The organism is Burkholderia sp. FW306-1C-G01B, assembly GCF_058781685.1.
Map to the genome: position 1 here is coordinate 136195 of NZ_JBYSWZ010000010.1, position 25851 is coordinate 162045.

At 66.5% G+C, this 25851-nt stretch carries 24 protein-coding genes, 1 tRNA gene and 1 pseudogene; 11 read left to right on the plus strand and 15 right to left on the minus strand.

Annotated features, from left to right (window positions below):
- Window positions 1-42: 42 nt before the first annotated feature.
- The 4 genes from AC3WLY_RS20955 to AC3WLY_RS20970 all read left to right on the plus strand — a co-directional run bounded on the left by AC3WLY_RS20955 (window position 43) and on the right by AC3WLY_RS20970 (window position 5370).
- Window positions 43-501: a RidA family protein gene (locus AC3WLY_RS20955; protein ID WP_034208050.1), complete on the plus strand. Its 459-nt coding sequence runs from the start codon at window positions 43-45 to the stop codon at window positions 499-501.
- Between the two features lie 13 nt (window positions 502-514).
- Entirely contained in the window at window positions 515-1396 is an 882-nt protein-coding gene (locus tag AC3WLY_RS20960; protein ID WP_175962833.1) for a PhzF family phenazine biosynthesis protein, read from the plus strand.
- Window positions 1397-1613: 217 nt separating this feature from the next.
- On the plus strand, window positions 1614-3953 hold the full coding sequence (locus AC3WLY_RS20965; RefSeq protein ID WP_175962832.1) for a bifunctional diguanylate cyclase/phosphodiesterase: 2340 nt from the start codon (window positions 1614-1616) through the stop codon (window positions 3951-3953).
- Between the two features lie 211 nt (window positions 3954-4164).
- Window positions 4165-5370 (plus strand): chromate transporter, encoded by a 1206-nt coding sequence (locus AC3WLY_RS20970; RefSeq protein WP_425132606.1) that lies wholly within the window; start codon window positions 4165-4167, stop codon window positions 5368-5370.
- Window positions 5371-5424: 54 nt separating this feature from the next.
- Here AC3WLY_RS20970 and AC3WLY_RS20975 read toward each other — a convergent pair whose 3' ends face one another.
- Entirely contained in the window at window positions 5425-5871 is a 447-nt protein-coding gene (locus AC3WLY_RS20975; RefSeq protein WP_072440835.1) for a multidrug/biocide efflux PACE transporter, read from the minus strand.
- A gap of 112 nt (window positions 5872-5983) precedes the next feature.
- Here AC3WLY_RS20975 and AC3WLY_RS20980 point away from each other — a divergent pair, with 112 nt between their 5' ends.
- Complete coding sequence (locus AC3WLY_RS20980) at window positions 5984-6868, plus strand: LysR family transcriptional regulator (RefSeq protein ID WP_175962830.1); 885 nt, start codon at window positions 5984-5986, stop codon at window positions 6866-6868.
- Between the two features lie 48 nt (window positions 6869-6916).
- Here AC3WLY_RS20980 and AC3WLY_RS20985 read toward each other — a convergent pair whose 3' ends face one another.
- From AC3WLY_RS20985 to AC3WLY_RS21005, 5 genes are all read right to left on the minus strand, one after another.
- Window positions 6917-7375: a CopD family protein gene (locus AC3WLY_RS20985; protein WP_047898700.1), complete on the minus strand. Its 459-nt coding sequence runs from the start codon at window positions 7373-7375 to the stop codon at window positions 6917-6919.
- A 255-nt stretch (window positions 7376-7630) separates the two neighbouring features.
- Entirely contained in the window at window positions 7631-9964 is a 2334-nt protein-coding gene (gene parC, locus AC3WLY_RS20990; protein WP_492309847.1) for a DNA topoisomerase IV subunit A, read from the minus strand.
- Between the two features lie 67 nt (window positions 9965-10031).
- Window positions 10032-12014, minus strand: coding sequence for a DNA topoisomerase IV subunit B (parE, locus tag AC3WLY_RS20995; protein WP_034184787.1), 1983 nt, complete (start codon window positions 12012-12014; stop codon window positions 10032-10034).
- A gap of 241 nt (window positions 12015-12255) precedes the next feature.
- The gene (locus tag AC3WLY_RS21000) at window positions 12256-14205 is read right to left on the minus strand and encodes an ATP-binding cassette domain-containing protein (RefSeq protein ID WP_492309848.1); all 1950 of its coding nucleotides are present in this window, start codon (window positions 14203-14205) and stop codon (window positions 12256-12258) included.
- Window positions 14206-14489: 284 nt separating this feature from the next.
- The gene (locus tag AC3WLY_RS21005; protein ID WP_492309849.1) at window positions 14490-14894 is read right to left on the minus strand and encodes a DUF4399 domain-containing protein; all 405 of its coding nucleotides are present in this window, start codon (window positions 14892-14894) and stop codon (window positions 14490-14492) included.
- A 198-nt stretch (window positions 14895-15092) separates the two neighbouring features.
- Between AC3WLY_RS21005 and AC3WLY_RS21010 the strand changes: the two genes are divergently transcribed.
- The gene (locus AC3WLY_RS21010) at window positions 15093-15275 is read left to right on the plus strand and encodes a rubredoxin (protein WP_175962825.1); all 183 of its coding nucleotides are present in this window, start codon (window positions 15093-15095) and stop codon (window positions 15273-15275) included.
- 132 nt (window positions 15276-15407) lie between these two features.
- A tRNA-Arg gene (locus AC3WLY_RS21015) sits at window positions 15408-15482 on the plus strand.
- A gap of 128 nt (window positions 15483-15610) precedes the next feature.
- Here the strand turns inward: AC3WLY_RS21015 and AC3WLY_RS21020 are convergent.
- The 6 genes and pseudogenes from AC3WLY_RS21020 to AC3WLY_RS21045 all read right to left on the minus strand — a co-directional run.
- Window positions 15611-15891, minus strand: a pseudogene (locus AC3WLY_RS21020) (YncE family protein); the annotation flags it as partial.
- A gap of 129 nt (window positions 15892-16020) precedes the next feature.
- Window positions 16021-17232, minus strand: coding sequence for an MFS transporter (locus AC3WLY_RS21025; RefSeq protein WP_492309850.1), 1212 nt, complete (start codon window positions 17230-17232; stop codon window positions 16021-16023).
- 31 nt (window positions 17233-17263) lie between these two features.
- The gene (locus tag AC3WLY_RS21030) at window positions 17264-17692 is read right to left on the minus strand and encodes a chromate resistance protein ChrB domain-containing protein (protein ID WP_175962914.1); all 429 of its coding nucleotides are present in this window, start codon (window positions 17690-17692) and stop codon (window positions 17264-17266) included.
- Window positions 17693-17815: 123 nt separating this feature from the next.
- Entirely contained in the window at window positions 17816-18994 is a 1179-nt protein-coding gene (locus AC3WLY_RS21035) for a chromate transporter (RefSeq protein WP_492309851.1), read from the minus strand.
- Window positions 18991-19968, minus strand: a complete 978-nt coding sequence (locus tag AC3WLY_RS21040) for a chromate resistance protein ChrB domain-containing protein (protein WP_492309852.1) — start codon at window positions 19966-19968, stop codon at window positions 18991-18993. Before AC3WLY_RS21040 ends, AC3WLY_RS21035 begins: the two co-directional genes overlap by 4 nt.
- A gap of 255 nt (window positions 19969-20223) precedes the next feature.
- Complete coding sequence (locus tag AC3WLY_RS21045; RefSeq protein WP_492309853.1) at window positions 20224-21582, minus strand: right-handed parallel beta-helix repeat-containing protein; 1359 nt, start codon at window positions 21580-21582, stop codon at window positions 20224-20226.
- A 261-nt stretch (window positions 21583-21843) separates the two neighbouring features.
- Between AC3WLY_RS21045 and AC3WLY_RS21050 the strand changes: the two genes are divergently transcribed.
- Window positions 21844-22188 carry a hypothetical protein gene (locus tag AC3WLY_RS21050; RefSeq protein WP_492332714.1) on the plus strand — a complete coding sequence of 115 codons (345 nt, stop codon included), beginning with the start codon at window positions 21844-21846 and terminating at the stop codon, window positions 22186-22188.
- Window positions 22189-22231: 43 nt separating this feature from the next.
- Here AC3WLY_RS21050 and AC3WLY_RS21055 read toward each other — a convergent pair whose 3' ends face one another.
- The gene (locus AC3WLY_RS21055; protein ID WP_492309855.1) at window positions 22232-22972 is read right to left on the minus strand and encodes an SDR family NAD(P)-dependent oxidoreductase; all 741 of its coding nucleotides are present in this window, start codon (window positions 22970-22972) and stop codon (window positions 22232-22234) included.
- 115 nt (window positions 22973-23087) lie between these two features.
- Here AC3WLY_RS21055 and AC3WLY_RS21060 point away from each other — a divergent pair, with 115 nt between their 5' ends.
- Entirely contained in the window at window positions 23088-23702 is a 615-nt protein-coding gene (locus AC3WLY_RS21060) for a TetR/AcrR family transcriptional regulator (protein ID WP_072440861.1), read from the plus strand.
- Between the two features lie 33 nt (window positions 23703-23735).
- Here AC3WLY_RS21060 and eco read toward each other — a convergent pair whose 3' ends face one another.
- The gene (gene eco / locus AC3WLY_RS21065) at window positions 23736-24236 is read right to left on the minus strand and encodes a serine protease inhibitor ecotin (protein WP_174418134.1); all 501 of its coding nucleotides are present in this window, start codon (window positions 24234-24236) and stop codon (window positions 23736-23738) included.
- A 143-nt stretch (window positions 24237-24379) separates the two neighbouring features.
- Here eco and AC3WLY_RS21070 point away from each other — a divergent pair, with 143 nt between their 5' ends.
- On the plus strand, window positions 24380-24703 hold the full coding sequence (locus tag AC3WLY_RS21070) for a hypothetical protein (protein WP_175962820.1): 324 nt from the start codon (window positions 24380-24382) through the stop codon (window positions 24701-24703).
- A gap of 206 nt (window positions 24704-24909) precedes the next feature.
- Here the strand turns inward: AC3WLY_RS21070 and AC3WLY_RS21075 are convergent, their stop codons facing one another.
- Window positions 24910-25311: a hypothetical protein gene (locus AC3WLY_RS21075; protein WP_034184779.1), complete on the minus strand. Its 402-nt coding sequence runs from the start codon at window positions 25309-25311 to the stop codon at window positions 24910-24912.
- A 117-nt stretch (window positions 25312-25428) separates the two neighbouring features.
- Here AC3WLY_RS21075 and AC3WLY_RS21080 point away from each other — a divergent pair, with 117 nt between their 5' ends.
- Window positions 25429-25809 (plus strand): DUF5594 family protein, encoded by a 381-nt coding sequence (locus tag AC3WLY_RS21080; RefSeq protein ID WP_047898717.1) that lies wholly within the window; start codon window positions 25429-25431, stop codon window positions 25807-25809.
- The last annotated feature ends 42 nt before the right edge of the window (window positions 25810-25851 follow it).

The window sequence follows — 25851 nt, forward strand, 5'->3', positions numbered from 1 at the left end:
CCACCCTTTTCCTGTCACGACTCTCTACGAGGAATCGAACGCATGGCTAACGTCTACGACAAACTGAAGTCGCTCGGCATCGAGCTCCCGACCGCCGGCGCACCGGCCGCCGCCTACGTGATGAGCGCGCAAAGCGGCAACACGGTCTACCTGTCGGGCCACATCGCGAAGAAGGACGGCAAGGTCTGGGCCGGCAAGCTCGGCGCGGATCTGCAGACGGAAGACGGCAAGGCGGCCGCACGCTCGATCGCGATCGACCTGCTCGCGACGCTGCACGCGCACACCGGCGACCTGAACAAGGTCACGCGCATCGTCAAGCTGATGAGCCTCGTCAACTCGACGCTCGACTTCACCGAACAGCACATCGTGACGAACGGCGCGTCGGAGCTGATCGCCGAAGTGTTCGGCGATGCGGGCAAGCACGCACGCTCGGCCTTCGGCGTCGCGCAGATCCCGCTCGGCGCGTGCGTCGAGATCGAGCTGATCGCCGAAGTCGCGTAACGGGCGCAGCGCGATGCCCGGTCATCTCGTCCGCTTCAAGCAGGTCGACGTCTTCACGTCGGTGCCGTTCAAGGGCAACCCGCTCGCCGTGGTGTTCGACGCCGATTCGCTCGGCGACGACGACATGCTCGCGATCGCCCGCTGGACCAACCTGTCGGAGACGACGTTCGTCTGCACGCCGACCGATCCGGAAGCCGACTACCGCGTACGGATCTTCACGCCGGGCGGCGAACTGCCGTTCGCCGGCCACCCGACGCTCGGCACCGCGCACGCGTTCCTCGAAAGCGGCGCGCGGCCGCGCACGCCGGGCCGGCTGATCCAGCAGTGCGGGGTCGGCCCGGTCGCGCTGCGCGAGCAGGCCGACGGCTGGGCGTTCGCCGCGCCGCCGGCACGCGTCACGCCGCTCGACCGTTCGGACTACGCGGCGCTGGCTGCCGCGTTGCGCAGCGACGCGATCGACCTGGATGCGCAGCCGTGCGCGGTCGACAACGGCGCGCCGTGGCTGGTCGTGCGGCTGACGTCGGCCGACGCATGCATCGGCCTGTCGCCCGATCCGGCCGCGCTGGAAGCGATCACGCACCGCTACGGCACGCACGGCCTCGCGGTCTATGCGCCGCACGCCGACGGCGGCCCCGCCACGTTCGAAATCCGCTGCCTGATGACGGGCGGCGGCTTCGGCGTCGGCGAGGATCCCGTCACGGGCAGCGCCAACGCCGCGCTGGCCGGGCTGCTGACGCGGCAGGAACGCCGCCCCGGCAGGTCGTATACGGCCCGCCAGGGCACGGCGATCGGCCGCGACGGCCGCATCTTCGTCAGCTACGACGAGGACGGCACGACGTGGATCGGCGGCCACACCGTCACGGTCGTCGACGGCACGTTCCGGTCGCCTGACTGACATTTCGCGATGTGCGATGGCGCCGGCCCGTCCGGCGCCCCTCCGATTCGCCCAGCTATCGCAAAAACCCTCCAGCCAGTAATATCGGGCCTAATCCGTTGTTTCGGAGGTCTGTCGATGGTTGCGTATCCCGCGAACGAACAGACGCCGGGGCGACCCGAACCATAGCCGGCCATCCCGACGGATGGCGCACGCGAGCAGGACGCCACCCTCTTCGATGAGCTCCGCCCGGTCCAACCCTACGCCGCCTACCCGGCCGCTGCGCGCGCCGCGCAAATCGCGCCGGCGTGCGCTATTCGCGATCCCGCTGCTCGGGATGCTGGCGCTTGCGCTGCTGTGGGCCGTGATCATCGCGCGTCTGTCGGTCGAGAAGGACAGCGCGTACAAGGAAGCCGCGGCGTCCGCGGCGATCCTGTCCTCCGCGCTCGAGCAGCATACGGTCAAGGCGATCCACCAGGTCGACCAGATCACCCGCTTCGTCAAGTTCGAGTTCGAGAAGTCGCCCGCGCGCTTCAATCTCGCGAGCACCGTCGAGAAAGGCGTCGTGCCGAGCGACACGCTGATCCAGGTGTCGCTCGTCAATGCCAGGGGCATCCTGTTCGCGAACACCGCCGAAATCCATCCGCAGCCGATCAACCTGTCCGATCGCGAGCACTTCAAGGTCCACCTCGCGCACAACGACGACCGCCTCTATATCAGCAAGCCCGTGCTCGGCCGCGTGTCGAGCCACTGGACGCTGCAGATGACGCGGCGCCTGAACAACCCGGACGGCAGCTTCGCGGGCATCGTCGTCGTGTCGGAAGACCCGAGCTATTTCACGAACGACTTCTACAACAACGCGGCGATCGGCAAGGAAGGCGTGATCGCGGTCGTGTCCGACACGGGCGGCGTGCTCGCGCGGCGCACGGGCTCGCTCAGCAACGCGCCGGGCGCGTTTTCGGCATCGGGCGTCTACCCGATCGCCGAGCGCGTGACGGGCACGATCATCGACCCGATCGACGGCGTGACGCGCATCGTGTCGTACCGCCACCTCGACGGCTACCCGCTCGCGGTGATGGTCGGGCTGTCGCAGACCGAGGAATTCGCGGATTACTACCACACGCGCAACGTCTACCTGCTGATGACGAGCTTCATCACGCTCGCGATGCTCGCGTTCTTCGGCGTCGCGACGGGCCTGATCGGCAAGCTGCTCGGCCGCGAGCGCGAGATGACGCAGCTCGCGGAATTCGACCTGCTCACCGGCCTCGCGAACCGCTATGCGACGCTGCGCGGGCTGCGCAACGACGTGTCGATGCCGACGAGCCTGTCGCGGCTCGGCCTGCTGTTCATCGATCTCGACAACTTCAAGACCGTCAACGACACGCTCGGCCACAACGCCGGCGACATCGTGCTGCAGATGACCGCGGCGCGCCTGTCCGATGCGGTCGGCGACGAAGGCTCGCTCGCGCGCATCGGCGGCGACGAGTTCGTCGTCGTGATGAAGGGCGACGACGTCGAGCGGCGCGCGGTGAGGCTCGCGGAAGCGATCATCCGGATGTTCGGCGAACCGTTCGACGTGCGCGGCAGTTCGTTCGTGCTGCATGCGAGCATCGGCATCGCGCTGCACTCCGTCGCGAACGAGAGCGAGATCGATCTGCTGAAGAAGGCCGACCTCGCGATGTACAGCGCGAAGGACGCCGGCAAGAACTGCTACCAGTTCTATGCGCCGCACCTGTCGCACCGTGCCGACCACCTGATGCGCTGGGAACAGCAATTGCGCGTCGCGCTCGCCGAAGGGCAACTGTTCCTCGCATACCAGCCGAAAATCGACCTCACGCACCGCTACATCACCGGCTTCGAGGCGCTCGCGCGCTGGGACCACCCCGAGCACGGGATCATTTCCGCGAACGAATTCATTTCGATCGCCGAATCGACGGGCCTGATCGTGCCGATCGGCGACTTCGTGATCCGCACCGCGTGCGAGCAGATCGCGCGCTGGCGCGACGAGGGCCACGACACGCTGACGCTCGCGGTCAACATCTCGCCCGTGCAGTTCTGGCGCGGCGACCTGATCGAGACGATCTCGAGCACGCTGCAGGAAACCGGCATCGACGCGAACCGGCTCGAACTCGAGATCACCGAAACCGCGATGATGGAATATCCGGAACTCGTGTCCGAGAAGATCGTCGCGCTGAAGAAGCTCGGCATCCGGATCGCACTCGACGATTTCGGCACCGGCTATTCGTCGCTGTCGTACCTGCACCGCTTCTCCGTCGACACGCTGAAGGTCGACCGCTCGTTCGTGCAGGCGATCCCGAACGATCGCAGCGTGTGCGTAATGGTGTCGTCGATCGTGCATCTCGCGCGCTCGCTCGGCCTGACCGTCGTCGTCGAAGGCACGGAAACCGAGGAGCAGATCACGTGGCTGTCCGCGCTCGGCGAGATCGAGGCGCAGGGCTTCCTGTTCTCCCGCCCGGTGCCGGCCGACGCGATTCCCGCGCTGATCGCGCGCTTCGGCGTGCGCGGCGACCATCCGAACGTCATCGCGCACCGCGCGACGGGCAGCACCGGCGCCTGAGTGCACCGCGGCTGCGGCTGCACAGCCGTGGCACTCGTTGCGCGCTGCCACAATTATTTCGTTTTCCGATCTTATTCTTCAGTTTATTAATTAGCGTTTCCGCGCATGGCAGTGTCGCGATGCGCGGCGGACAATCGGGAGGGCCAACGTATCGGCGGGCCGCCGTCAGCGTCTATACGCGCGAGATCTGGCCTGCGCCAACACCACAACCATGACAACCGTCGAAGTCGAAGTGACCGCTCGTGTCGAAGAGGCGCCGGCATCCCTATGGACCTTGTTCAAGGTCGTCGCCGGCATTTCGGCGATCTCGTGGGGCGGGCTTTCGATGATGGCGCAACTCGAACGCCACTACGTGGAACGGCTGCAGCGCATCGAACCGCACGTATTCGGCGATCTCGTCGCGCTCGCGTGGCTCGTGCCGGGCCCCGTCGGCTGCAACGTTGCGGTGCAGGTCGGCCAGACGCTGCACGGTCGCGCCGGCGCATGGGTCGCCGGCCTCGCGAGCGTGCTGCCGTTTTCCATCCTGATGACGCTGTTCGCGATCTTCTATCGCACGCCGCTCGTGCGCTCGCTTGCCGCGCCGATGCTGATCAATCACTTCGGGATGGTGCTCGCCGCGCTGATCGGCATCACGTGGGTCAAGCAGTTGCGCATGCTCGCGCGCACGCGGCTCGAACAGGCGATCGCCGCGCTGTCGACGATTCTGCTCGCGTTCGCGCATAGTCCGGCCGCTTTCGTCGGGATTCTTTTCGCTGCGTTTGCAGCGGGCTGGCTGACCGGGCCGACGCAACGCGACGCGGTCGATTTCACGCTGTCGAAACGCGACCGCAACCTGCTCGTGCTGCTCGGCGTGCTCGTCGCGTTGTTCGCCGTGCCGCTGCCAGGCGATTACCAGGAGCAACTGCTGTGGCCGCGCCTCGCGGGCGCCGGCATGACGCTGTTCGGCGGCGGCTTCTCCGCGCTGCCGGTGCTCAAGACGCTGTTCGTCTCGCCGGCCACGGGCATCTCCGATCACGACTTCACGCTGGCGTTCGCGCTGTCCCCCGTGGCGCCGGGGCCGCTGCTGAACGTCGTGCCGTTTCTCGGCTACCTGACCGACGGCTGGGTCGGCGCGCTGCTCGCCACGGCCGCGCTGTTCATTCCGTCGGGTTGTCTCGTCGTGTTTGCTCAGAACCACCTGTCCCGGCTCAAGCGCCATTCGCGCTTCGAGCACGGGATGCGCCTGCTGCGCGCGGCGACGACGGGCTTTCTCGTCGTCGCCGTCGTGAAGATTCTGCATCGCGAGCCGGCCGACCCGATTTACTGGCTGACGGGCGCGTTCGCGACGCTGTGCTTCACGCGCCTCAGGGTGCCCGTCTATGCCGTCTACGGCGCGGTCGCGGTTGTCTGCGGCGTGTGGTTGTGGGCCGTGCGCTGACGGGCGGCCGTCACGCTACCGGACTCGACCGGCACTCACCGGCACCAGGCGACTTCACCCCGCCTGCACCGCGACCCGGCGTGCCATCCAGCGGGCGCGCAGCGCGTCGTACGCGAGGTTGAAGCAGAACGTGTACGGCAGGAAGAACAGCACGATGCCGAGGTCGAGCAGCAGCGCCTCGACGAGGCTCACGTTCAGCCACCACGCGGCAACCGGCACCACCATCGCGACGAGGCCGAGCTCGAAGACGACCGCGTGCGCGATCCGCATGCCGAGCGTGCGCGACAGCCCCGCGCGCCGTTCGAAGCGGTCGAACAGCGTGTTGAAGGTCATGTTCCACGCCATCGCGATCAGCGACACCATCACCGTCAGCACACCGACGTGCGATACCGGCATATCGAGCAGCCACGCGCCGATCGGCGCGCACAGCGCGATCGCGACCAGCTCGAACGTCAGCGCATGCAGCAGCCGTTCCGTCACCGTTTTGTTCATCTGTTTCATGGTTCCCTCCGATTCGTTACGTCATTCATATCGGTCATTTTGATCGGCGTAACCGTATGAATCCAGTTTGATATCATCGGTTTTACCGATACAACAAAGCCTGGAGCGCCACATGCGCCACGCCCCCGAAGCCCTGCTCGCATTCGCCGAAGCCGCGCTGCTCGGCTCGTTCACGGCCGCCGCGCGCAAGCTCGGCAAGCGCCAGTCGACCGTGTCGGAGGCGATCGCGAACCTCGAGATCGATCTCGGCGTGCAGTTGTTCGACCGCTCGACGCGCGCACCGACGCTGACCGACGCCGGGCGCGCGCTGCTGCCGCAGGTGCAGCGCACACTCGAGGCCGGCGCGGCGATCGACCGCACGGCCGCGCGGCTCGCACAGGGCGAAGAAGCACGGCTGACGCTCGTCGTGTCCGATACGTACCAGTCGAAGCGCTACGAGGAAACGTTGATGGCGCTCGAACGGCGCTTTCCGGCGCTCGAGCTCGAATGCCAGATCGCCGAGCACGAAGACGTGCTCGACCTGATCCAGCAGGGTCGCGCGCAGCTCGGGCTGATGGCCGCGCGCGCTGCCTACCCGGCCGATATCGGCGCGGCGACGGTGGCGGAGGAATCGGAGATCGGGCTGTTCGTCGGGCGCACGCATGCGCTTGCGGAATACGGCGATACGGAAGTGCCGCACGCGGCGCTGCGCGACGTGCGCGAACTGCGCCTCAACACCTATGTGAAAACGGAAGGCCGCAGCGCCGACGACCGGATCGTCGTCGGCACGCAGCACTGGCTGGCGCCGAGCTACCTGATGCTGCTGGAGATGGCGGTGCTGGGGTTCGGCTGGGCCGAGCTGCCGCGCTGGATGGTCGACCACTTCGCGCGCGATCGCCTGTGCGAACTGCGCGCACGCGGCTGGCCGCGCCGTGTGCGGGTGGATGCGGTATGGTCGCGCAACCGCCCGCTCGGCCCGGCCGGCTCCTGGCTGCTCGACGCGATGCTCGCCGCGTAGCGGCGCATGCCGGCGCGCCCGCGGTTGGCGCCGGCATGCGCCTGAAGATCAGAAGCCGCGCGACAGCACGGCCGCACCGACTGTGACGACACCGAGCACGAGATTGACGACGACGAGCAGGCGCACCGCGTTCACCGCGCGCGCGCCGTCCGGCCAGTTCTGCGCCTGCACCGCGCGGCGGATGCGCGGAAACAGCGCGAAGCGGATGTGCCCGAAGATCAGCATCATCACGACGCCGAGCCCGGCCATCGCGTGCAGCGACCACGTCGCGTGCGCGCCGCCGAACTCCACGAGCAGGAAGCCGCCGGACAGCAGGATCACGATCACGGAACCCGCCACCCAGTTGAAGAAGCGGCCGAACACGCCTTCGATCAGCGGCAACCGGAGCTGCGGCGACAGGTCGGACAATGCCGGACGCAGGCAGAAGTTCGCGAAGACCATCCCGCCCACCCACACGGCAACGGCCAGCAGATGAAGAAACAGCGCGACGGCAACAGCGTGGGACATGGCGGCAATCCTGTGATGGGGTGGGTGCTGCGAACGGCCGCGTCGCACGCGGCATCGAACGTCGTTCGACCGGCCTGTCGCCGCGCGGTTCAGGCCCCAGGCGCGATTTCACAATATTTTGCAAGTTCCGCGTGACAGCGCCACGCTTGCTTACCCGAATCACCCGAATCCGCGGTCCCAAAGAAAAGGCCGCACGTCCGCCGAAGCGGAAGTGCGGCCTTCGATCGCGGCCGAACCGGACGATCGCGCGCGGCGTCAGCCGAGCAGCGGACGCAGCTCGTTGACGACCTTGAGCTTCGTGTCCGGCGCGCGGCCCTTGCGTGCGCGCTTGCCGATATGCGGCGCGAGCCCCGCATACGACAGCGTGTCGTCCTGCGCCTTGCCGCCGCGGCCGGTGCCGATCAGCACGACACCCGCCGGATCGATCGCGAGCGCCTGCACGAGCGTTTCCTTGTCGTCGAGCGCCATCAGGATCACGCCGCGGCCACCGCCGGACAGCGTCTTCATCTCGTCCATCCCGAACACGAGCAGGCGGCCGCCGCTCGACAGGCACGCGACTTGCGTCGCGTTCGGCAGCACGGGCATCGGCACGAGCGGCACCGCGCCCGCTGCTACGCCCGTATCGATCGTCATGAACGACTTGCCGGCCTTCACGCGGCTCACCATGTCGCCGACCTTCGCCAGGAAGCCGAAGCCGTTGCTCGATGCGAGCAGCAGTTGCTGGTCGGCCGGCGCCGCATAGTAGTGCATCAGGTGCGAACCCGATTCGAGCTCGATCAGCGACGTGACCGGCACGCCGTCACCGCGCCCGCCCGGCAGCACCGACACGTCGACCGAATACACGCGGCCGCTGCTGCCCCATGCGATCAGGCGATCGGGCGTGCGGCACTGGAACGCCGCATACAGATGGTCGCCGGCCTTGAACGTGAAGCCTGCCGGGTCGAGCCCGTGGCCCTTCAGCGCGCGTACCCAGCCCTTCTGCGACACGACGACCGTCACCGGCTCGTCGACCACCTTCGCCTCGAACGTCGCGCGCTTTTCCTGCTGGATCAGCGTGCGGCGCTCGTCGCCGTACTGCTTCGCGTCGGCCTCGATCTCCTTGATCATCAGCCGCTTCATCGCGCTTTCGTTCGCGAGCAGTTCCTCGAGCTTCGCCTTCTCGTCGCGCAGCGCTTCGAGTTCCTTCTCGATCTTGATCTTCTCGAGCCGCGCGAGCTGGCGCAGCCGGATTTCGAGAATGTCCTCGGCCTGCCGCTCGGAGAGGCCGAACGTGCTCATCAGCGCAGCCTTCGGCTCGTCCGACTCGCGGATGATGCGGATCACCTCGTCGATGTTCAGGAAGACGATCATCCGCCCTTCGAGGATATGGATGCGGTCGTCGACCTTCGCGAGACGATGGCGCGTGCGCCGCGTCATCGTCAGCTGGCGGAACTTCACCCATTCGTCGAGGATCGTCAGCAGGCCCTTCTGGCCCGGCCGGCCGTCGGCGCCGATCATCACGAGGTTCAGCGTCGCGTTCGATTCGAGGCTCGTGTACGCGAGCAGCGTGTTCACGAATTCCGTCTGGTCGATCGTGCGCGACTTCGGCTCGAACACGAGCCGTACCGCCGCTTCCTTGCCCGACTCGTCGCGCACCGCGTCGAGCAGGTCGAGCATCGCCTTCTTCGTGTTGAGCTGTTCGGGCGTCAGCGTCTTCTTGCCGAGCTTGAGCTTCGGGTTGGTCAGTTCCTCGATTTCCTCGAGCACCTTCTGGCCCGACGTGCTCGGCGGCAGCTCGGTGACGACGAGCTGCCACTGGCCGCGCGCGAGATCCTCGATCTTCCAGCGCGCGCGCACCTTCAGGCTGCCGCGGCCCGTTTCGTAGGCCGCCGCGATTTCCGTGTCGCTCGAAATGATCTGGCCGCCGCCCGGGAAGTCCGGGCCGGGGATCAGGTTCATCAGCTCCGCGTGCGAAAGCTTCGGATTGCGGATCAGTGCAACCGCCGCGGCCGCCACTTCGCGCAGGTTGTGCGACGGGATTTCCGTCGCGAGGCCGACCGCGATGCCCGACGCGCCGTTCAGCAGCACGAACGGCATGCGGCTCGGCAGCGTCTTCGGTTCGTCGAACGAGCCGTCGTAGTTCGGCATGAAGTCGACCGTGCCCTGGTCGATCTCGTCGAGCAGCAGCTTCGCGATCGGCGTGAGCCGCGCTTCGGTGTAACGCATTGCCGCCGCGCCGTCGCCGTCGCGCGAGCCGAAGTTGCCCTGCCCGTCGATCAGCGGGTAGCGCAGCGAGAAATCCTGCGCGAGACGCACGAGCGCGTCGTATGCCGACTGGTCGCCGTGCGGGTGGTATTTACCGAGCACGTCGCCGACCACGCGCGCCGACTTCACCGGCTTCGCGTCCGGGCCGAGGCCCATTTCGTTCATCGCGAACAGAATCCGGCGCTGCACCGGCTTCTGGCCGTCGCACACGTCGGGCAGCGCGCGGCTCTTCACGACGCTGACCGCGTAGCTGAGATACGCCTGCTCCGCGTAGTTGCCGAGCGTCAGCGCGTCGCTCTCGGGCGCGTCGGGGCTGGCAAAGAGATCGGAAGTGTTGTCGTCCATCTGAATTCCGTATTCGTAAGTGGCGTGAGGCCGGGCCGGGCGTCATGCCCGGCCGCGCGCAGGGGGCTTAGATATCCGCTTCGACGTCGTTGCCCTTTTCCTCGAGCCAGCCGCGCCGCGCGGCTGCCTCGCCCTTGCCCATCAGCATCGTCATCCGCGCGACGGTCGCGTCGAAGTCGAGCTCGCCGAGCTTGATCGGCATCAGGCGGCGCGTGTCGGGATTCATCGTCGTGTCCCAAAGCTGCTCGGCGCTCATTTCGCCGAGACCCTTGAAGCGGCTGATGCTCCACTGCGTCTCGCGCGCACCGTCCTTGCGCAGCTTGTCGAGGATCGCTTCCAGCTCGCCGTCGTCGAGCGCATAGAGCTTCTGCGCGGGCTTCTTGCCGCGCGCGGGCGCGTCGACGCGGAACAGCGGCGGCCGTGCGACATACACGTGGCCGCGCTCGATCAGTTGCGGGAAATGCTTGAAGAACAGCGTGAGCAGCAGCACCTGGATGTGCGAGCCGTCGACGTCCGCGTCCGACAGGATGCAGATCTTGCCGTAGCGCAGGTTCGACAGGTCGATGGTGTCGTCCGGGCTGTGCGGATCGACGCCGATCGCAACCGAGATGTCGTGCACTTCGTTGTTCGCGAACAGGCGGTCGCGCTCGGTTTCCCAGGTATTCAGCACCTTGCCGCGCAGCGGCAGGATTGCCTGGTACTCCTTGTCGCGGCCCATCTTCGCGGAGCCGCCCGCCGAATCGCCCTCGACGAGGAACAGCTCGTTGCGCTCGATATCCTCGGTCTCGCAGTCGGTCAGCTTGCCGGGCAGCACCGCGACGCCCGAGCTCTTGCGCTTCTCGACCTTCTGGCCCGCGCGCGTGCGCGCCTGCGCCTGCTTGATCACGAGTTCGGCAAGCTTCTTGCCGTGCTCGACGTGCTGGTTCAGCCACAGTTCGAGCGCGGGGCGCGAGAACGACGACACGAGCTTCACCGCGTCGCGGCTGTTCAGGCGTTCCTTGATCTGCCCCTGGAACTGCGGATCGAGCACCTTCGCGGACAGCACGAACGACACGCGCGCGAACACGTCTTCCGCGAGCAGCTTCACGCCCTTCGGCTGCAGGTTGTGCAGCTCGACGAAGCTTTTCACCGCCTGATAGAGACCGTCGCGCAGGCCCGATTCGTGGGTGCCGCCTGCCGGCGTCGGGATCAGGTTCACGTACGACTCGCGCACGAGCGAGCCTTCCTCGCTCCAGGCGACGACCCACGATGCGCCCTCGCCCTCGGCGAACGTATCGTCGCCCGAACGCGAATCGGCGAAACGCTCGCCTTCGAACAGCGGGATCAGCAGCTCGCTGCCGTTCATCTCGTCGAGCAGGTAGCCGCGCAGGCCGTCCTCGTACTTCCACGTCTGGCGCTCGCCGGTCTTTTCGTTGACGAGCACGACCTCGACGCCCGGCAGCAGCACGGCCTTCGAGCGCAGCAGGCGCTGCAGTTCGCCGAGCGGCAGGTTCGGCGAATCGAAGTACTTCGGATTCGGCCACACCTGCACGCGCGTGCCGGATTTCTTCTCGCCCCGGCCCGCGCCCTGCGTCGCCAGCGGCTTCACGACGTCGCCGTCGGCAAAGCCGAGCTCGGCGATCTTGCCGTCGCGCCAGACCGTCACGTCGAGGCGCGTCGCGAGCGCGTTCGTCACCGACACGCCGACGCCGTGCAGGCCGCCCGAGAACGTATACGCGCCGCCCGCGGCCTTGTCGAACTTGCCGCCCGCATGCAGGCGCGTGAACACGATCTCGACGACCGGCACGCCTTCTTCGGGGTGCATGCCGAACGGGATGCCGCGGCCGTCGTCCTCGACCGACACCGACTGGTCGGTGTGCAGCGTGACCGTGATCTGCTTGCCGTAGCCGCCGAGTGCCTCGTCGGACGCGTTGTCGATGACTTCCTGGATGATGTGCAGCGGATTCTCGGTACGGGTGTACATGCCGGGCCGCTGCTTGACCGGCTCGAGACCCTTGAGCACCTTGATCGATGCTTCGCTATAGGCCGCGCTGGGTTTCTTCGTTGACATAGGCGCTGAATTTCGTCATTCATCGGGACGTTGTCCACACCTCGTGTGGATAACGTCGTGGACAAAACGTTGAGTTCCGTAAAAAAGCGAATCGAAACAACGGTGTGCTTGGACTGCTCCGAAAGCGGGCGCGCGGCGTGCTGCGCTACCCGGGACGCGCGGTATTTTACTGGTTTCGCGTGGCACGCCAATCGCGAGATCATCGTGCGGCCATCGCCGGCCGCGCGGCGCGCGACGCGCGTTATGCCGGCTTGCGCTTCGCCTCGAGCGTTTCCCACCGTTCGAGCGCGGCGAGCAATTCGTCGTCGATCGCCGCGAACCGCTCGGTCAGGCGCGTGCCTTCCTGCGGATCCTTCGCGAAAATCGAGCCGTCCTCGAGTTGCGCATTGATCGTCTTCTGCTCCTCTTCGAGCGCGGCGATCTTCTCCGGCAGCGAATCGAGTTCGCGCTGCTCGTTGAACGACAGCTTCACCGTGCGCTGCGCATTGCGGCCCGCGGCGCTCTTCGCCGGCTCGTCCTTGACGGGCGCCGCTTCCTTGACCGCGCGCTTCGCGGCTTCCTGCTGCGCGAGCTGCTCCGAGCGCTCGCTCTGGATCTGCCAGTCGGTGAAGCCGCCGACGTATTCGCGCCACTTGCCGTCGCCTTCGGCCGCGATCACCGACGTCACGACGTTGTCGAGGAACGCGCGATCGTGGCTGACGAGCAGCACCGTGCCGTCGTAGTCGGCCAGCAACTCTTCGAGCAGTTCGAGCGTCGGGATGTCGAGGTCGTTGGTCGGTTCGTCGAGCACCAGCACGTTGGCCGGACGCGCGAACAGGCGCGCGAGCAGCAGCCGGTTGCGCTCGCCGCCCGACAGCGACTTCACCGGCGAACGCGCGCGCTCCGGCGCGAACAGGAAGTCGCCGAGATAGCTCATCACGTGCTTGCGCACGCCGCCGATCTCGACCCATTCGCTGCCGGGGCTGATGGTATCCGCGAGGCTCTTCTCCTGGTCGAGCTGCGCGCGCATCTGGTCGAAATACGCGACCTGAAGGTTCGTGCCGGTGCGCACCGTGCCTTCGTCGGGCTTCAGCTCGCCGAGGATCAGCTTGAGCAGCGTAGTCTTGCCCGCGCCGTTCGGGCCGACGAAGCCGATCTTGTCGCCGCGCATGACCGTCGTCGAGAAGCGGTCGACGACCGTACGGCCGCCGTAGCGCTTCGTCACGTCGGTCAGCTCCGCGACGATCTTGCCGGACTTCTCGCCCTGCGCGACGTCGAGCCTTACGTTGCCCTGCGAATTGCGGCGCTCCGCGCGCTCGTGACGCATCTGCTCGAGCCGCGCGATGCGGCCCACGCTGCGCGTGCGGCGCGCCTCGACGCCCTTGCGGATCCACACCTCTTCCTGCGCGAGCAGCTTGTCGAACTTCTCGTTTTCCACGCGCTCGACTTCGAGCTGCTGCGCCTTGCGGGTCTGGTACGCGGAGAAATTGCCCGGGTACGACAGCAGCCGGCCGCGGTCGAGCTCGACGATGCGCGTCGCGACGCGGTCGAGGAACGCGCGATCGTGCGTGATGAACAGCAGGCCCGCGCGCTGCGCGACGAGCAGCTCTTCCAGCCAGCGGATGCCGTCGAAGTCGAGGTGGTTGGTCGGTTCGTCGAGCAGCAGCACGTCGGGCTGCAGCACCAGCGCGCGCGCCAGCGCGACGCGCTTCTGCATCCCGCCCGACAGCGCGTCGACGCTCGCGTCGCCGTCCGGCAGGCCGATCTGCGCGAGCGTCATCGACACGCGCGTGCGCCAGCTCCATGCGTCGTGCGCGTCGAGCGACGATTGCAGCGCGTTCATCCGCGCGAGCAGCGCATCGTGCTCGGCGCCTTCCGGTATATCCGCGAGGCGGTGCGCGATCGAATCGTATTCTTCGAGCAGTTCGCGCGTGTGCGCGAGCCCCGACGCGACCGCATCGAACACCGTCGCGCCCGGCTCGAATTCGGGCTCCTGCGGCACGTAGACGGTCACCAGTTCCTGCTGGCGCGTGACCAGCCCGTCGTCGGGCTTCGCGAGGCCGGCGACGATCTTCAGCAGCGACGACTTGCCCGCGCCGTTGCGGCCGATCAGGCCGACGCGCTCGCCGGCTTCCAGCGAGAAATCCGCGTGATCGAGCAACGCGACGTGACCGAACGCGAGCTGCGCGCCGGTAATGGAATAGAGCGACATGGGGAGACGGCGGAGAGAGAGGAATCGGAAGCGCCCATTGTACCGGTCGCGGACGCCGCCACCGGTATGGCCGGACGGACTAGCCCTGCAAGCGGCACTCGAACCGCGTCGACGCGGTGCGATGGAGCGTCGCCATGTATGGCTTGCGGCCGGTTTCCGGTGCCGGATGCCGGCCGCGGATTGCGCGCGACCGGGTGAACGGGCAAATGCCGGCCCGATGCCCGCGGCCGGTCGACCGGCCATCCCGCGCATGGCGCATCGGGCGCCCGCGCGGGATGCTGCGGTTACTTCACGGTGACCGTGGTCGTCGAACTCATTTCGGGACCGTACGAACGGTGCGCACCGTCGCCGAGCTGCAGCGTCAGCGTGTGCGGGCCGGGCGGCAGCTTCACATCGGTTTCGGTCTGGCCCTTGCCGAAATGCAGAGAATGGTCGGACGCCGGGATCACGTCGCCCTTCGGCACCGGCTTGCCGTCGATCAGCAGGTGATGGTGGCCCGTATTCGGCGTCATGTCGCCGGCCGGCTTGAGCGCCACGCCTTCGAGACCGAACTTCACATGCACGGGGCTGGGCACCGTCGCGCCGTCCTGCGGCTCGACAAAGAACACGCGTGCTTCGGCGCGCGCGAGCGTCGACACGGCCAGCGCCGCGACACAAACCGCACCCGCGATCCACTTTCTGTTGAGCATCGTTACCTCCTTCAGATTGACAGGCCCACGAAGCATACACTGCAAGCCCGCCGCACGTGATGACACCCATTGTTCGCGATGCGTACGTTTAAAACGACGTTGCGCAGGCGTTCGGCGAAATTCCGGTAACATTGCGCCTTTCGTCCGCCGGCGAGGCTGCGGACGGCATTACCGAGCTTTCATTATCCCGAGCGCTACATGAGCGAAATAACCGAATACCAGAGCTGGGTCTGCCTGATTTGCGGGTGGGTCTACAACGAAGCGGAAGGGCTGCCCGACGAGGGCATCGCGCCCGGCACCCGTTTTGCCGACATTCCCGCCGACTGGCGGTGCCCGCTGTGCGACGTGGGCAAGGAAGATTTCGTCGTCGTCGATTTCTGATCGCGGCTGACCGCACGATACGCGCGTCGGTGTGCAATCCGCCCGCCGATGCGCCGCGCGTTTGCTATACTCTGCGCGCTGTCCACATCGCCGTCCGGTTCGCGTTTTTCGCGCGATCGCCCGGACATGGCTCTCCCCGTAGTTCAATGGATAGAACAAGCGCCTCCTAAGCGCTAGATACAGGTTCGATTCCTGTCGGGGGGACCAGTCAAGCTTCCGACCATCCCCAAGACTCACGAGAAATCCCCCTCAGGCCTGTCCGGCGGCGCGCTAGCTCCCAGCGTTACCCAAGGTTGCTCAGCGGCAACCGGAAAAAGTGTTGGAATTTTTGCTGGTACGTACAGCTTGCGCGCGTCGGGCGCATAGGCATACCGTCCGGGTACTGCCCGCCCGACATGCGCGCGCCGATTTTCGGTATCGCGGCGTCGATCGCGACGATCTCGTCGGTACCGGTTGCAGATGCACATATGCGCGATAGTTCCGGAGCGGCAAGCACGCCATGCACCGACGATACGTCTGCGATCCGTGCGATCGCGCGTAGCGCATACGTATCGAAAGCAATCACTTCCCCGTCGCCGAGGCGAACGATAAAGAGCAGATTGCGGCTTGTATCGAGACGTCGTCGCCCGCAGCACGAACATCGTGAGCCTTCCATCGACATGAGTTGACCGGAAGCGCGCAGGTTTCGCATCGATGCGTCGCTTCGCATGGATCCTCGTTTCTTTGTCGTTCGACCGTGGCAGCATTACCGCGCCCGGTCGTCGTCTGGTTTGACCTGTCGAAAAGCTGCCAGCAGCGACAGGTCATACGCGATCTTCAATGCGCCGCATACGACCAGCGGGGCACCGAGCCAGCCAAGACCGAACAAGCCGCCGGCCAACGTCGGCGCGACAGCGGCTGCGAGGCTACGCGGAACAGACGTAAAGCTGGCTGCTGCCGGGCGCTCCGAAGGCGTGACGACCGCCATCACGTAGGCGGTTCGCGTCGGCACATCCATTTGCGAAAGTGCGCTGCGCATCAGCAGCAGCGCTAACGCAAGCGGCAGCGACGGCGCGAAAGCGGCGCCAATCAGGCAGACGCTCGACGGGATATGCGTGAACACCATGGTGTTCAGCAGGCCGATCCTGCGCGATAGCGGCGCGGCCGCAAGCTGCGAGCCGGCCGAGAGCAGGCCTGCCCAGAAGAAGAATTGGCCAGCAGCGGCGATCGAGAGTCCGAAGCGCTGCATCAACCACAGCGACAACAGCGAGTTGACGACGAGACCGCCCGCGAACGCATCGACGCTGAACAGCATCGCAAGCCGCATGACGATGGGGCGCGACGGGCCGAGCGGGGGCACCGCCTTCGACGCGCGGGCATCGGCGCGCGGCAATCGCCGATACAGCATGAAGACGATGACGCCCGTCACCGCGTAGACGAGAAACATGCCGCGCATCGCGCCGAGCGCCGTGATTGCGGTATGCGACGCAACCCAGATCGGCAGTCCTGCCGTCAGGGAGCCGACCGCCGCCGATACGGCCCCGACGAGGCTGTATCGTGCAAACAGTGCAGTGCGAACGTCGCCGCCGGCGGCTTCCGCCAGACGCGACTGTTCGAGCGGCAGAAACAGGCTGACATCGCCCGAACTCGGATTGAGCGTGCCGACGAAGGCGACGACGAGCAGCGGCCACAACGTGGCGAAGCTCACGAAGCCGATGCCCGTTGCGGCCATCAACGCCGCCGCGAGCGTCAACATGCGCCGCTGCGTGAAGCGGCTCGCCAGCATGCCGACTGCGATCGTCGCGATCGCGGAGCCCATCAGCGTCGTGGTGCTGATCAAGCCGACGTCCAGTTGCGAAAACCCGAGCGACAGCAGATACGCAGGCAGCAGCACGGCAATGAATCCATCGCAGAAACCGCGCATGCCGCGGCTTGCGAGGACGAGCGATGCGGCCCGGTCCGCGCCCGCCGGCAGCATCCGACCGGCAAGCGACGACGCGAACCGGCTGCTAGGCACGTGCCTCACGCTGGCACCACGCGTAGAGCGCGTCGTACATCACCATGCCGTGCCGCAGTTGCTCGTGATCGTCTGCGAAGTTCGTGGAAAGGCCAATCGAGATCGCGTACAGGCCGGTGGCTTCCGGCGCGAGATCGAGCCGTCCGGTATCCGCGCCGCGCACGATCCCGGCGAGTTCGAGCAGCGCCGGGTCATTCAGTCGATACTTGTCGAGAAACGCATCGAAGCTGCAACGCTCGCCGTGGTGGCCAAGCTCGACGCCGGGCACGTCGTAGGGAACCGCGCCCGTTTCGTCCGCCAATCGCAGTACGTCCGCGCCCGGGACGTAGAGAAATTCCGGAGCGTCGTCGATAAACCGGGCGATCAACCATGGGCATGCGATGCGATCGATCTTCGGTCGTTCACGCGTAATCCACTTCATGGCGCTTCTCCTGTCTAGCGAAGTGGGTACGCCGACACCACCGCACGGTCGGCCGTCGTCTTCCTCGCTCACCACCGAACGCATGTCGTCCGGTGCGTCTTGATCGCCGCCGCACCATGCAAATCAATGGTGCAGCAACGGGTAGGCCACCAGCCCGAAGAGTGCCGCCGCAGTGACGATTACCGGTTCCTGCAGCTTCTTGAAACGCCACAACAGCAGAACGGTTGCAATGGCGAGAACAGCGGTTGGAATGTCGACGATCGAGCGCTTCGCGATGACGAGGACGGAGCCCGTAATCGCACCGACGGCAGCCGCCGTGATGCCGTCGACGAACGCCTTGACGCTCGGCAGATGGCCGTACTTCTTCACGTAGGGTGCGGGAATGACCGTGAACAGATAGCACGGCAGGAACGTACCGAGCGCTGCGACGATCGCGCCGGGCAGCCCCGCCACCAGATATCCGATGAAGCCGACCGTGATCACGACCGGGCCGGGCGTGATCATCGCGACCGCGACCGCGTCGACGAACTGCTTGTCGTTGAGCCAGTGATGCTCGGTCACGACGCCGCCGTACAGGAACGGCACGATCGCGAGCCCGGAGCCGAACACGAACGCACCCGCTTTCGCGAAGAACGCGCCGATCTGTACGAGTTGCGGGAAATCGATGCCGCTCAGCATGTCGCTGGCCGCCGGTAGATTGGCGCCGGCGAGCGCATTCAACCCGCTCTTGTTCAGCCATTTGGGCGGAGCACGCCACAGCCAGCCGATCAACCCGGCGGCGATGAAGAGCCACGCGATTTCCGATTCCGTGATGAAGGTCACGGCAGCCAGAGTGATGAAGATCGCCCAAAGCAGCTTGTCGTTGCCGACGGTTTTCGTCGTGAGCTTGTACGCGCTCATCGCGATGATGCCGACCACCGCAGCCCCGACGCCATAGAAAACCGCCTGCATCCACGACAGCCCGCCGAAGTGCGAGTAGGCAAACCCGAGCGCGAGCACCATCAGGAACGACGGCAGCACGAACGCGAATCCGACGAGCGTCGCGCCACGGAGGCGATAGTGGACGAACCCCAGATAGATCGCGAGCTGGGCAGCCATCGGCCCGGGCGCGAGCTGCGCGAGTGTGATGCCTTCCTTGTAGTCCGCTTCCGTGATCCACCCTCGCCGCTCGACGAGATCGCGGCGCATGTATCCGGCGAGCGCGACGGGGCCGCCGAAGCCCAGCGCACCGAGTCGCAACATGTATCCGACCAGCTGGCCCAGCGAGTAACCCGGCGCGTTTGTCGTCACCGTCGCGGTCATGGCCGTCCCCCGGTTTCGTTCTTTCCGTTCGACGCGAAGTGCGCATGGAGCGAGTCAAGCACCGCACTCATCTGTTCCAGCAGCTGATCGTCGTTTTCCGTGCGTTGACGCGTGCCGGCCATCACGGCCTCGAAGCCGATCGCCTCGGGCACGGCGGGACCGCCTACATCGAGCGCATGCACGATCTCCCCGAGCCGCAGCAGTGCCGAATCCTGATCGAGCCCGAAACTCGCGAGCAGAACCTCGAACGTGACGCGTTCGCCGACATGGGTGAATGCAGCACCATCGAAATCGAAGCCCAGCGCGTCAGCCGGGCAATCGGAAGACGACGCGAGCCAGATGAAGTGCGCACGCGGGTCGATGAAGCGGCGGATCAGCCACGCGCTGGCGACGCGATCGACCCACACGCGCTGTCGCGTCGCCCACTTGCGCCCCTGGTATTCGTCGATCGCGAGCAGGCGGATGGCGCGCTCTGCAGCGTGCGGCTCGCCCGGCGACAGCACGGTGTCGACAAGAGCGACGAAATCCTGCAGCGCGACTTCGGCACGTGTGGCCGCGTCGTCCGGGAAGTAGTCGATCGCCCTGATAGCGTCGAAATCCTTGCGTACGCGGCGAAGCAGGCGCGTGAGTTCCGTGGCGGACTGTCCGGCGAGCGTCTTGCGGGCTTCGGTCAGTGTCTGGATGAAGGCGGCGTAATCCTCTCCGCGATCGAAGAGCATTCGGAATTCCAGCTCCTGCGACGCGTCAAGACTCGGCGCGCGTAACAGGTGAGCGGTGCCGCCGCTTTCGGCAATCACGCCCGCGAGTTCGCGCAACGCCCCTTCATGCTCTTCCGTGCAGGGCAGAAGGTAGATGCCGTCGCGCAGCACGGCGCAACCCTTCGCCTTGAGCGCGCGCCAGACCCGCATGCGGGCCGTAGCGTTCTGGGTGGGAAGGGTCAGAACGAGGATCGACCAGGCAGAGATAGCATTCATGTATTAAATGCTACTTCGTTGTAGTTACCTCTACAAGCCTACCTTTGATGATGAATCCATGACCACGGGAACGGACCGGTCGCTGTCGTTCGACCTACCCTGCCCATGCTCTGTCGCCGGTTGGCATTTGTGTTGGCATCCATGGTCGGATATCGCCGCAAGACCCTTTACAGCCGAGAGATCTGCCGGAACCGCGCACGCAGAACGCCATCAGGCGACCGTACCCGTCCCCACGCCGAATCCCGGCCCCGCTCCTCACATCACTCCCGTCCGCACCTGCGGCATAAGACTCGCATTCGCCCCCGTCACGGTAAACGCCCCCGTCGCCGACGCACCTGACGGTCGTGCCAGCACGCTGCCGTCGCCCAGCCGGTTCGCGTCGACGACGATCTGGCTCGCCGCACAACTGCGCGACAACAGCGACACCGGCAAGCCTGCGATCGACGAGAACGTGTTGCCCGTCACGCTGAACGAGCACACGTTTCCATACGCCCGGAAACCCGCATAACCGGAACCCGACACGCGGTTGCCGGTCACCGCGACGTCCGCGACCGTTCCCGTCCACGTGTCGAGCTCGATCGCCGCCTGCTGCGTCGGCTGCAACCCGTTGTTCACATTCGAATTCTGGATGTTGGTCACGGCATTGCCGGTGATCACCACGTTCGACACGCCGTAGGTCTTCCAGCTGTCCTCCTGTGCAACGAGGATGCCCGCCGCCTTCTGCACGCCGTCGACCGTGTTGTTCGAGATCGTCACGGCCTGGCCGCCGACCACCGAAATGCCGCGCCCCCACGCGTTGCCGGACACCGCGTTATGGTCGATCAGCACATTGCTGTTGACGCGGCCGTCGCCGACATAGCTGACGACGGCGATCAGGTCGTCGCCGGTGCCCGTCACCGTATTGTTCTGCACGAGCACGTTGGTCGAACCGTAGGTCGTATGGATGCCGTCGGCAAGCGTCGCACGAACCGTATTGCCGACGATCGCGACGCCGCTGCCGCCGAACACGAAGATCCCGCCACTGGCGCCGCCGTCTATCGTCACGCGAAGCACCTGGACGCCCGCCCCCGTCACCTCGACCTTGGTCGACGCCGGCGTCGTGAGCCGCGTCGTGCCGGTGCCGGCCAGCGTCACGCCCACGAGCGTCGAACCGGTGCCGCTCATCACGATGGTCTGGTCGGCCGGATTCGTGGCGGCCAGCGTCGCGCCGTATCCGGAGATCACCACCCGGGGCACGGTCACCGCGAGCGAATGCCCGACGACGTAGCGGCCCGGCGCGATGACCAGGCGCTGGCCCGCCTTCAGGCTGTCGAATGCCTTTTGCAGCGCGTCGGCCTGGTCGCTGCTGTCGGCGGCCGGAAAGACCGTTACGTCCGCGACGAGAACAGGATTTGCGCCGGGGGTGGGTGAAAGCGTCGCGCCGGGCGTCGTGCCGGCCGGACTGGCCGCCGGCGCCGGGCTGACGGGATTCGTCGACGAGGGCGTCGTGCTGGATGCCGCGCTGGCAGGCTCGGCGGCGGATGCAGGTGTGCTCGCAACCGTCTGCGTTGCCGGCGCGGCACTGTTGTTGTCGCCGCCGCACGCGGTGACGCCAAGGCAAAGCGCGGCAAGCATCACTCGATCGACTGTACGCATACGATTTCTTGCGAGCCCGAGGTGCCCTCATCGTAAGTACGCCCGGCGTTTTTGTAAATGAACGCCTTCGTCCGACCGGCGGCGCTGTGCGCCTCACGTGCACACCGTTGGCGGTCCTCTTCGATTCATCTCCATGACATGCGACATGCGATCGCACTTTTCCCGATCGCCACGGACACGCACCGGGCATTGCGTAGAATCCCGAACCTTTGCATGTACAACGGACCCAAGGACCGGACCATGATTCGAACGATCGCGGCACTGGCCGCGCTTTCGACCCTGACCTGCACGGCGAACGCCGCCGATACCGGCACCACATCCGGCACCGCGCACGCGAAGCAGCGCTACGTCAGCCCGGGCATCGCCAACATCACCGGCGCAGCAGCACCGCGCCCGGAAAACGCTTCCCCCGACGCACGCTGCAGGGAACTGGCCGCCGGCATCGATGCTGTAACGCATGCACCCGACCGCGGCCAGAAAATCGTGCGCAGAATCGGCCCGGACGGCAAGCCGCGCAACGAACTGCTGGCTTACGACAAGCGGGCCGACCTGGAAACCGAGCATCGACGGCTCGGCTGCCGATAACGAACGCAACGCCGCCCGGCCAAATCACGCCGGGCATCGGCATTTACGCGTTCGCGCCGCCATCGATCGTCAACCCGGTTCCGTTGATCGACCGCCCTTCCGGCCCGACGACGAACGCAACGAGCGCCGCCACGTCATCGGCCTTGCCGTACTGCGGAATCGCCATCCGCGAACGCTGCGCACCGGCATGTTCGCCGTCGGCCGGATTCATGTCGGTATCCGTCGACCCCGGATGCACGATGTTGACCGTGACGCCGCGCGGCCCGAGATCGCGCGCGAGCCCCTGCGTCCAGCCGATCAGCGCGGCCTTGCTCGCCGCATAGAGGCTCATCCCCGCATCGGGCACGCGCGTCGCGAGGCAACTGCCGGTCGACACGATGCGCCCGCCCTCCCCGAGATGCCGCGCCGCCGCCTGCGAAGCGACGATCACCGCGCGCACGTTCACGTTCAGCGTCGCGTCGATATCGTCGAGCGTGAGGTCGTCCAGCGCGCCTGCACGGAAGATCCCTGCGTTGTTCACGAGGATGTCGAGACCGCCGAACGCTTCCGCGGCACGATCGACCGCGTTGCGGACTGCGACCGGATCGGCACTGTCGGCCTGGATCGCGACGGCGCGACGGCCCAGCGCCTCGATGCCGGCGACGACGGCCTGCGCCCGCTCGGCCGATTTTTCGTAAGTGATCGCGACGTCCGCGCCATCGGCCGCCAGCCGTTTCGCGATGGCCGCGCCGATGCCGCGGCTGCCGCCCGTGATAAGTGCACGCTTGCCCTGAAGTCGATTCATGTTCGTTCCTTTCCTCATTTATGTAACGGTCGATACAGAATGTGGCAAGTTGCGCGGCGCTGTCAATTGAATTATTTTATCGATCGATACAGATATCGACGAAGGGATGGATGCAATGGCTGAACGGGGCCGACCGAGAAGCTTCGACAAGGAGGCGGCGCTGGATCGCGCAATGGAGGTGTTCTGGCGGCTCGGCTACGAGGGTGCGTCGATGGCGGACCTGACGGCCGCGATGGGCATTGCGTCACCGAGCCTGTATGCGGCGTTCGGCAGCAAGGAAGCGTTGTTCCGGCAGGCGCTCGAGCATTACCGCGCAACGGAGGGACGGGAAATCTGGGACGGCGTCGAACAGGCCGGCAGCGCGCACGACGCCATGCGGAACTACCTGATGGATACCGCGCGCGTGTTCACGCGGCGGTCGAAGCCGGCCGGCTGCCTGATCGTGCTGTCGGCGCTGCACCCGGCCGAGCGTTCCGACACCGTCCGGCAAACGCTGATCGCGATGCGCGAAAGCACGGTCGAAGCGCTGCGCGAGCGCCTCAGGCAAGGTGTCGCGACCGGCGAGATCGCGGCGCACGCGAACCTCGACGCAATCGCGCGGTACTACGTGACGGTTCAACAGGGGATGTCGATCCAGGCGCGCGACGGCGCGAGCCGTCGCGATCTGGAGGCGATCGCGCAGGCCGCGCTGGCCGCGTGGCCGGCGCTCGTCGGCGCGAGCGGCGTCTAGCCGCAGGACGCCGAAGCCGCGCGAGCCGGCACGTTACTGCTTCGCCGCGTGCTGCACGTCCTTCGACGCATGCCACACGCGATAGCGCACCTCGAAGCCGTCCGGCACATACACGACGAGCGGCAGGCGGCTGTTGTAGCGCAGCAGCTGGCCGTCGCCGCGCACCTGCACGAACCGCTGCTGCGGCGCCTGGCCCGGGCACGCCATCAGCGTCGATGCCGGCCCCTTCACGTCGGTAAGCCGGTAGTACGTATAACCCCAGCCCTTCACGTCCTCGGCGGTCAGCTCGCCGCCGAACCACTGCTGGTTGCAGTCGGTCTGCAGCGTCTTGCCGATCATCAGCTCGACGCGCGCATCGCCCTCGTTCTCGAGCGCGGGCAGCGCGATCACGACGCGCTGCTGGCCGGCCGCTGCTTGCGGAAACATCTTGATCGACTCGGCCGGCACGGCGGGCGCCGATGCGGGGCCGGCCACGCACGCGGCGGCAGTCGTGACGCAAAAAGCGGCCAGCGCGGCCCGGATCGCGAATTTCATCGATGTGCTCCTGAAAAACAAATGAGCCCCGGATGCTAACACTTTCGTCGCGAGACCTTACGGCGCTGTAATTTGACGACACAATTCCGAACAGCCGGCAATCCCCGCGCGCGGTACTTATAGAGCAACCAACGGAGAACATCATGCTGAAGCTCATTGCTGCCGCCGGCGTCGCGACCCTGCTGGCCGGCTGCGTCGTCGCTCCCGACGCCGGATACGGATACGGCTACGGACAGCCCTACTATTCCGATCCCGGCTACGCGTACGGCCCTTCCCCCGTGTACGGCACGGTCAACATCTGGGGCGGTGGCGGCGGGCGCGACTGGGATCGCGGCCGGCGCGACTACCATCGCTGGGACGGCGATCGCGGCGATCGCGGCAACGGCTGGGGGCGCGGCGGCGGACGCCGCGGCGACTGGAACGACGGCTGGGGGCGCGGCGAAGGCGGCGGCGGCCATCGCCACTGACGCACATTTGCAACCGTTTGTATCCGCGCACGGCCCGCCGACGGCCGGCACGTCACGCGGACGAACGGACGGGCGCGGAAAAACCAAGGCCCTCGCGTAAAAGCGAGGGCCTTTTGTCGTCCGGTCCGGCAAAGCAAATTTCAGTGGGTGCCGGCCAGCCGGCACCGAACCCGATCACGCGTCGCACATCCGCCTGCCCCGCCTGCCTACCAGCCGGCCGGTTGCGCGTAGCCGCGCGACACCGGCGCACCGCACACATACGCGCGCTGGTAGCGGTCGTAGCAATAGTTCGGGCCGTCGTCCTGGTACTCCGCCTGCTGGTAGGTCGGATAGGCAGGCTGCTGGTACGCAGGCGCCTGATAGTACGTCGGCGGCTGATAGGCCGGTGCCTGGTACACGGGCGCCTGGTACGCGACGGGCGGATTCATCGCGGACGTCACGATCGCGCCCAGCACCGCGCCGCCGATCAACGCGCCGATGACGGCGCCGCCGTCGCGGCCATGCGCTGACGCCGGGCCCGCCACGGCGAGCGAACCGGCGAGGACACACACTGCGGCAATCTTTTTCATGATGGACTCCCACGCGAAGTGGTACTGGATGCGATGCATTGTGGCGGCACGCGGCCGTAATAGATGCAGCAAGTGGTAACGCGCCATTACGCGTATCGCGCACGCCGAAACGCGTCACCGCCGTGCTACGATTTTCGGCACACAGGAGACGCCTTCATGCAGCCCGAAACCGCCCGCCGTTTCGATACCGAATTCGCGCCGCGCATCGCGCAGGCAATCGCCGCCTTCTTCGCCGATCACGTGCTGACCGACGTCGTCCCGTACGGCGGGCACGGGCACCCGACGCGCGTACAGATCCGCAGCGCGCCGCACGAGCATGTGAGCGGCTTCGTGCATCCGCTGAATCTCGAACTGACCTGGGACACCGACGAAATCGAGCGGCTGATGGAGCCGGACGGCCCGCAGCGCTTCGAACACTACCTGGCCGCACTGCCGAAAAAGCTGGGCGCGTGGCAGGGCGCACGCGACATCGATCTCGCGTCGCGCACGCAGGCCGACCCGCTCGTGCGGCTCGGCGGCCTCGACTTCGAAGGCTGAGTGCCCGCGCCGGCCGGCAGCCGCGCAGGCCGGCGTCGCGCA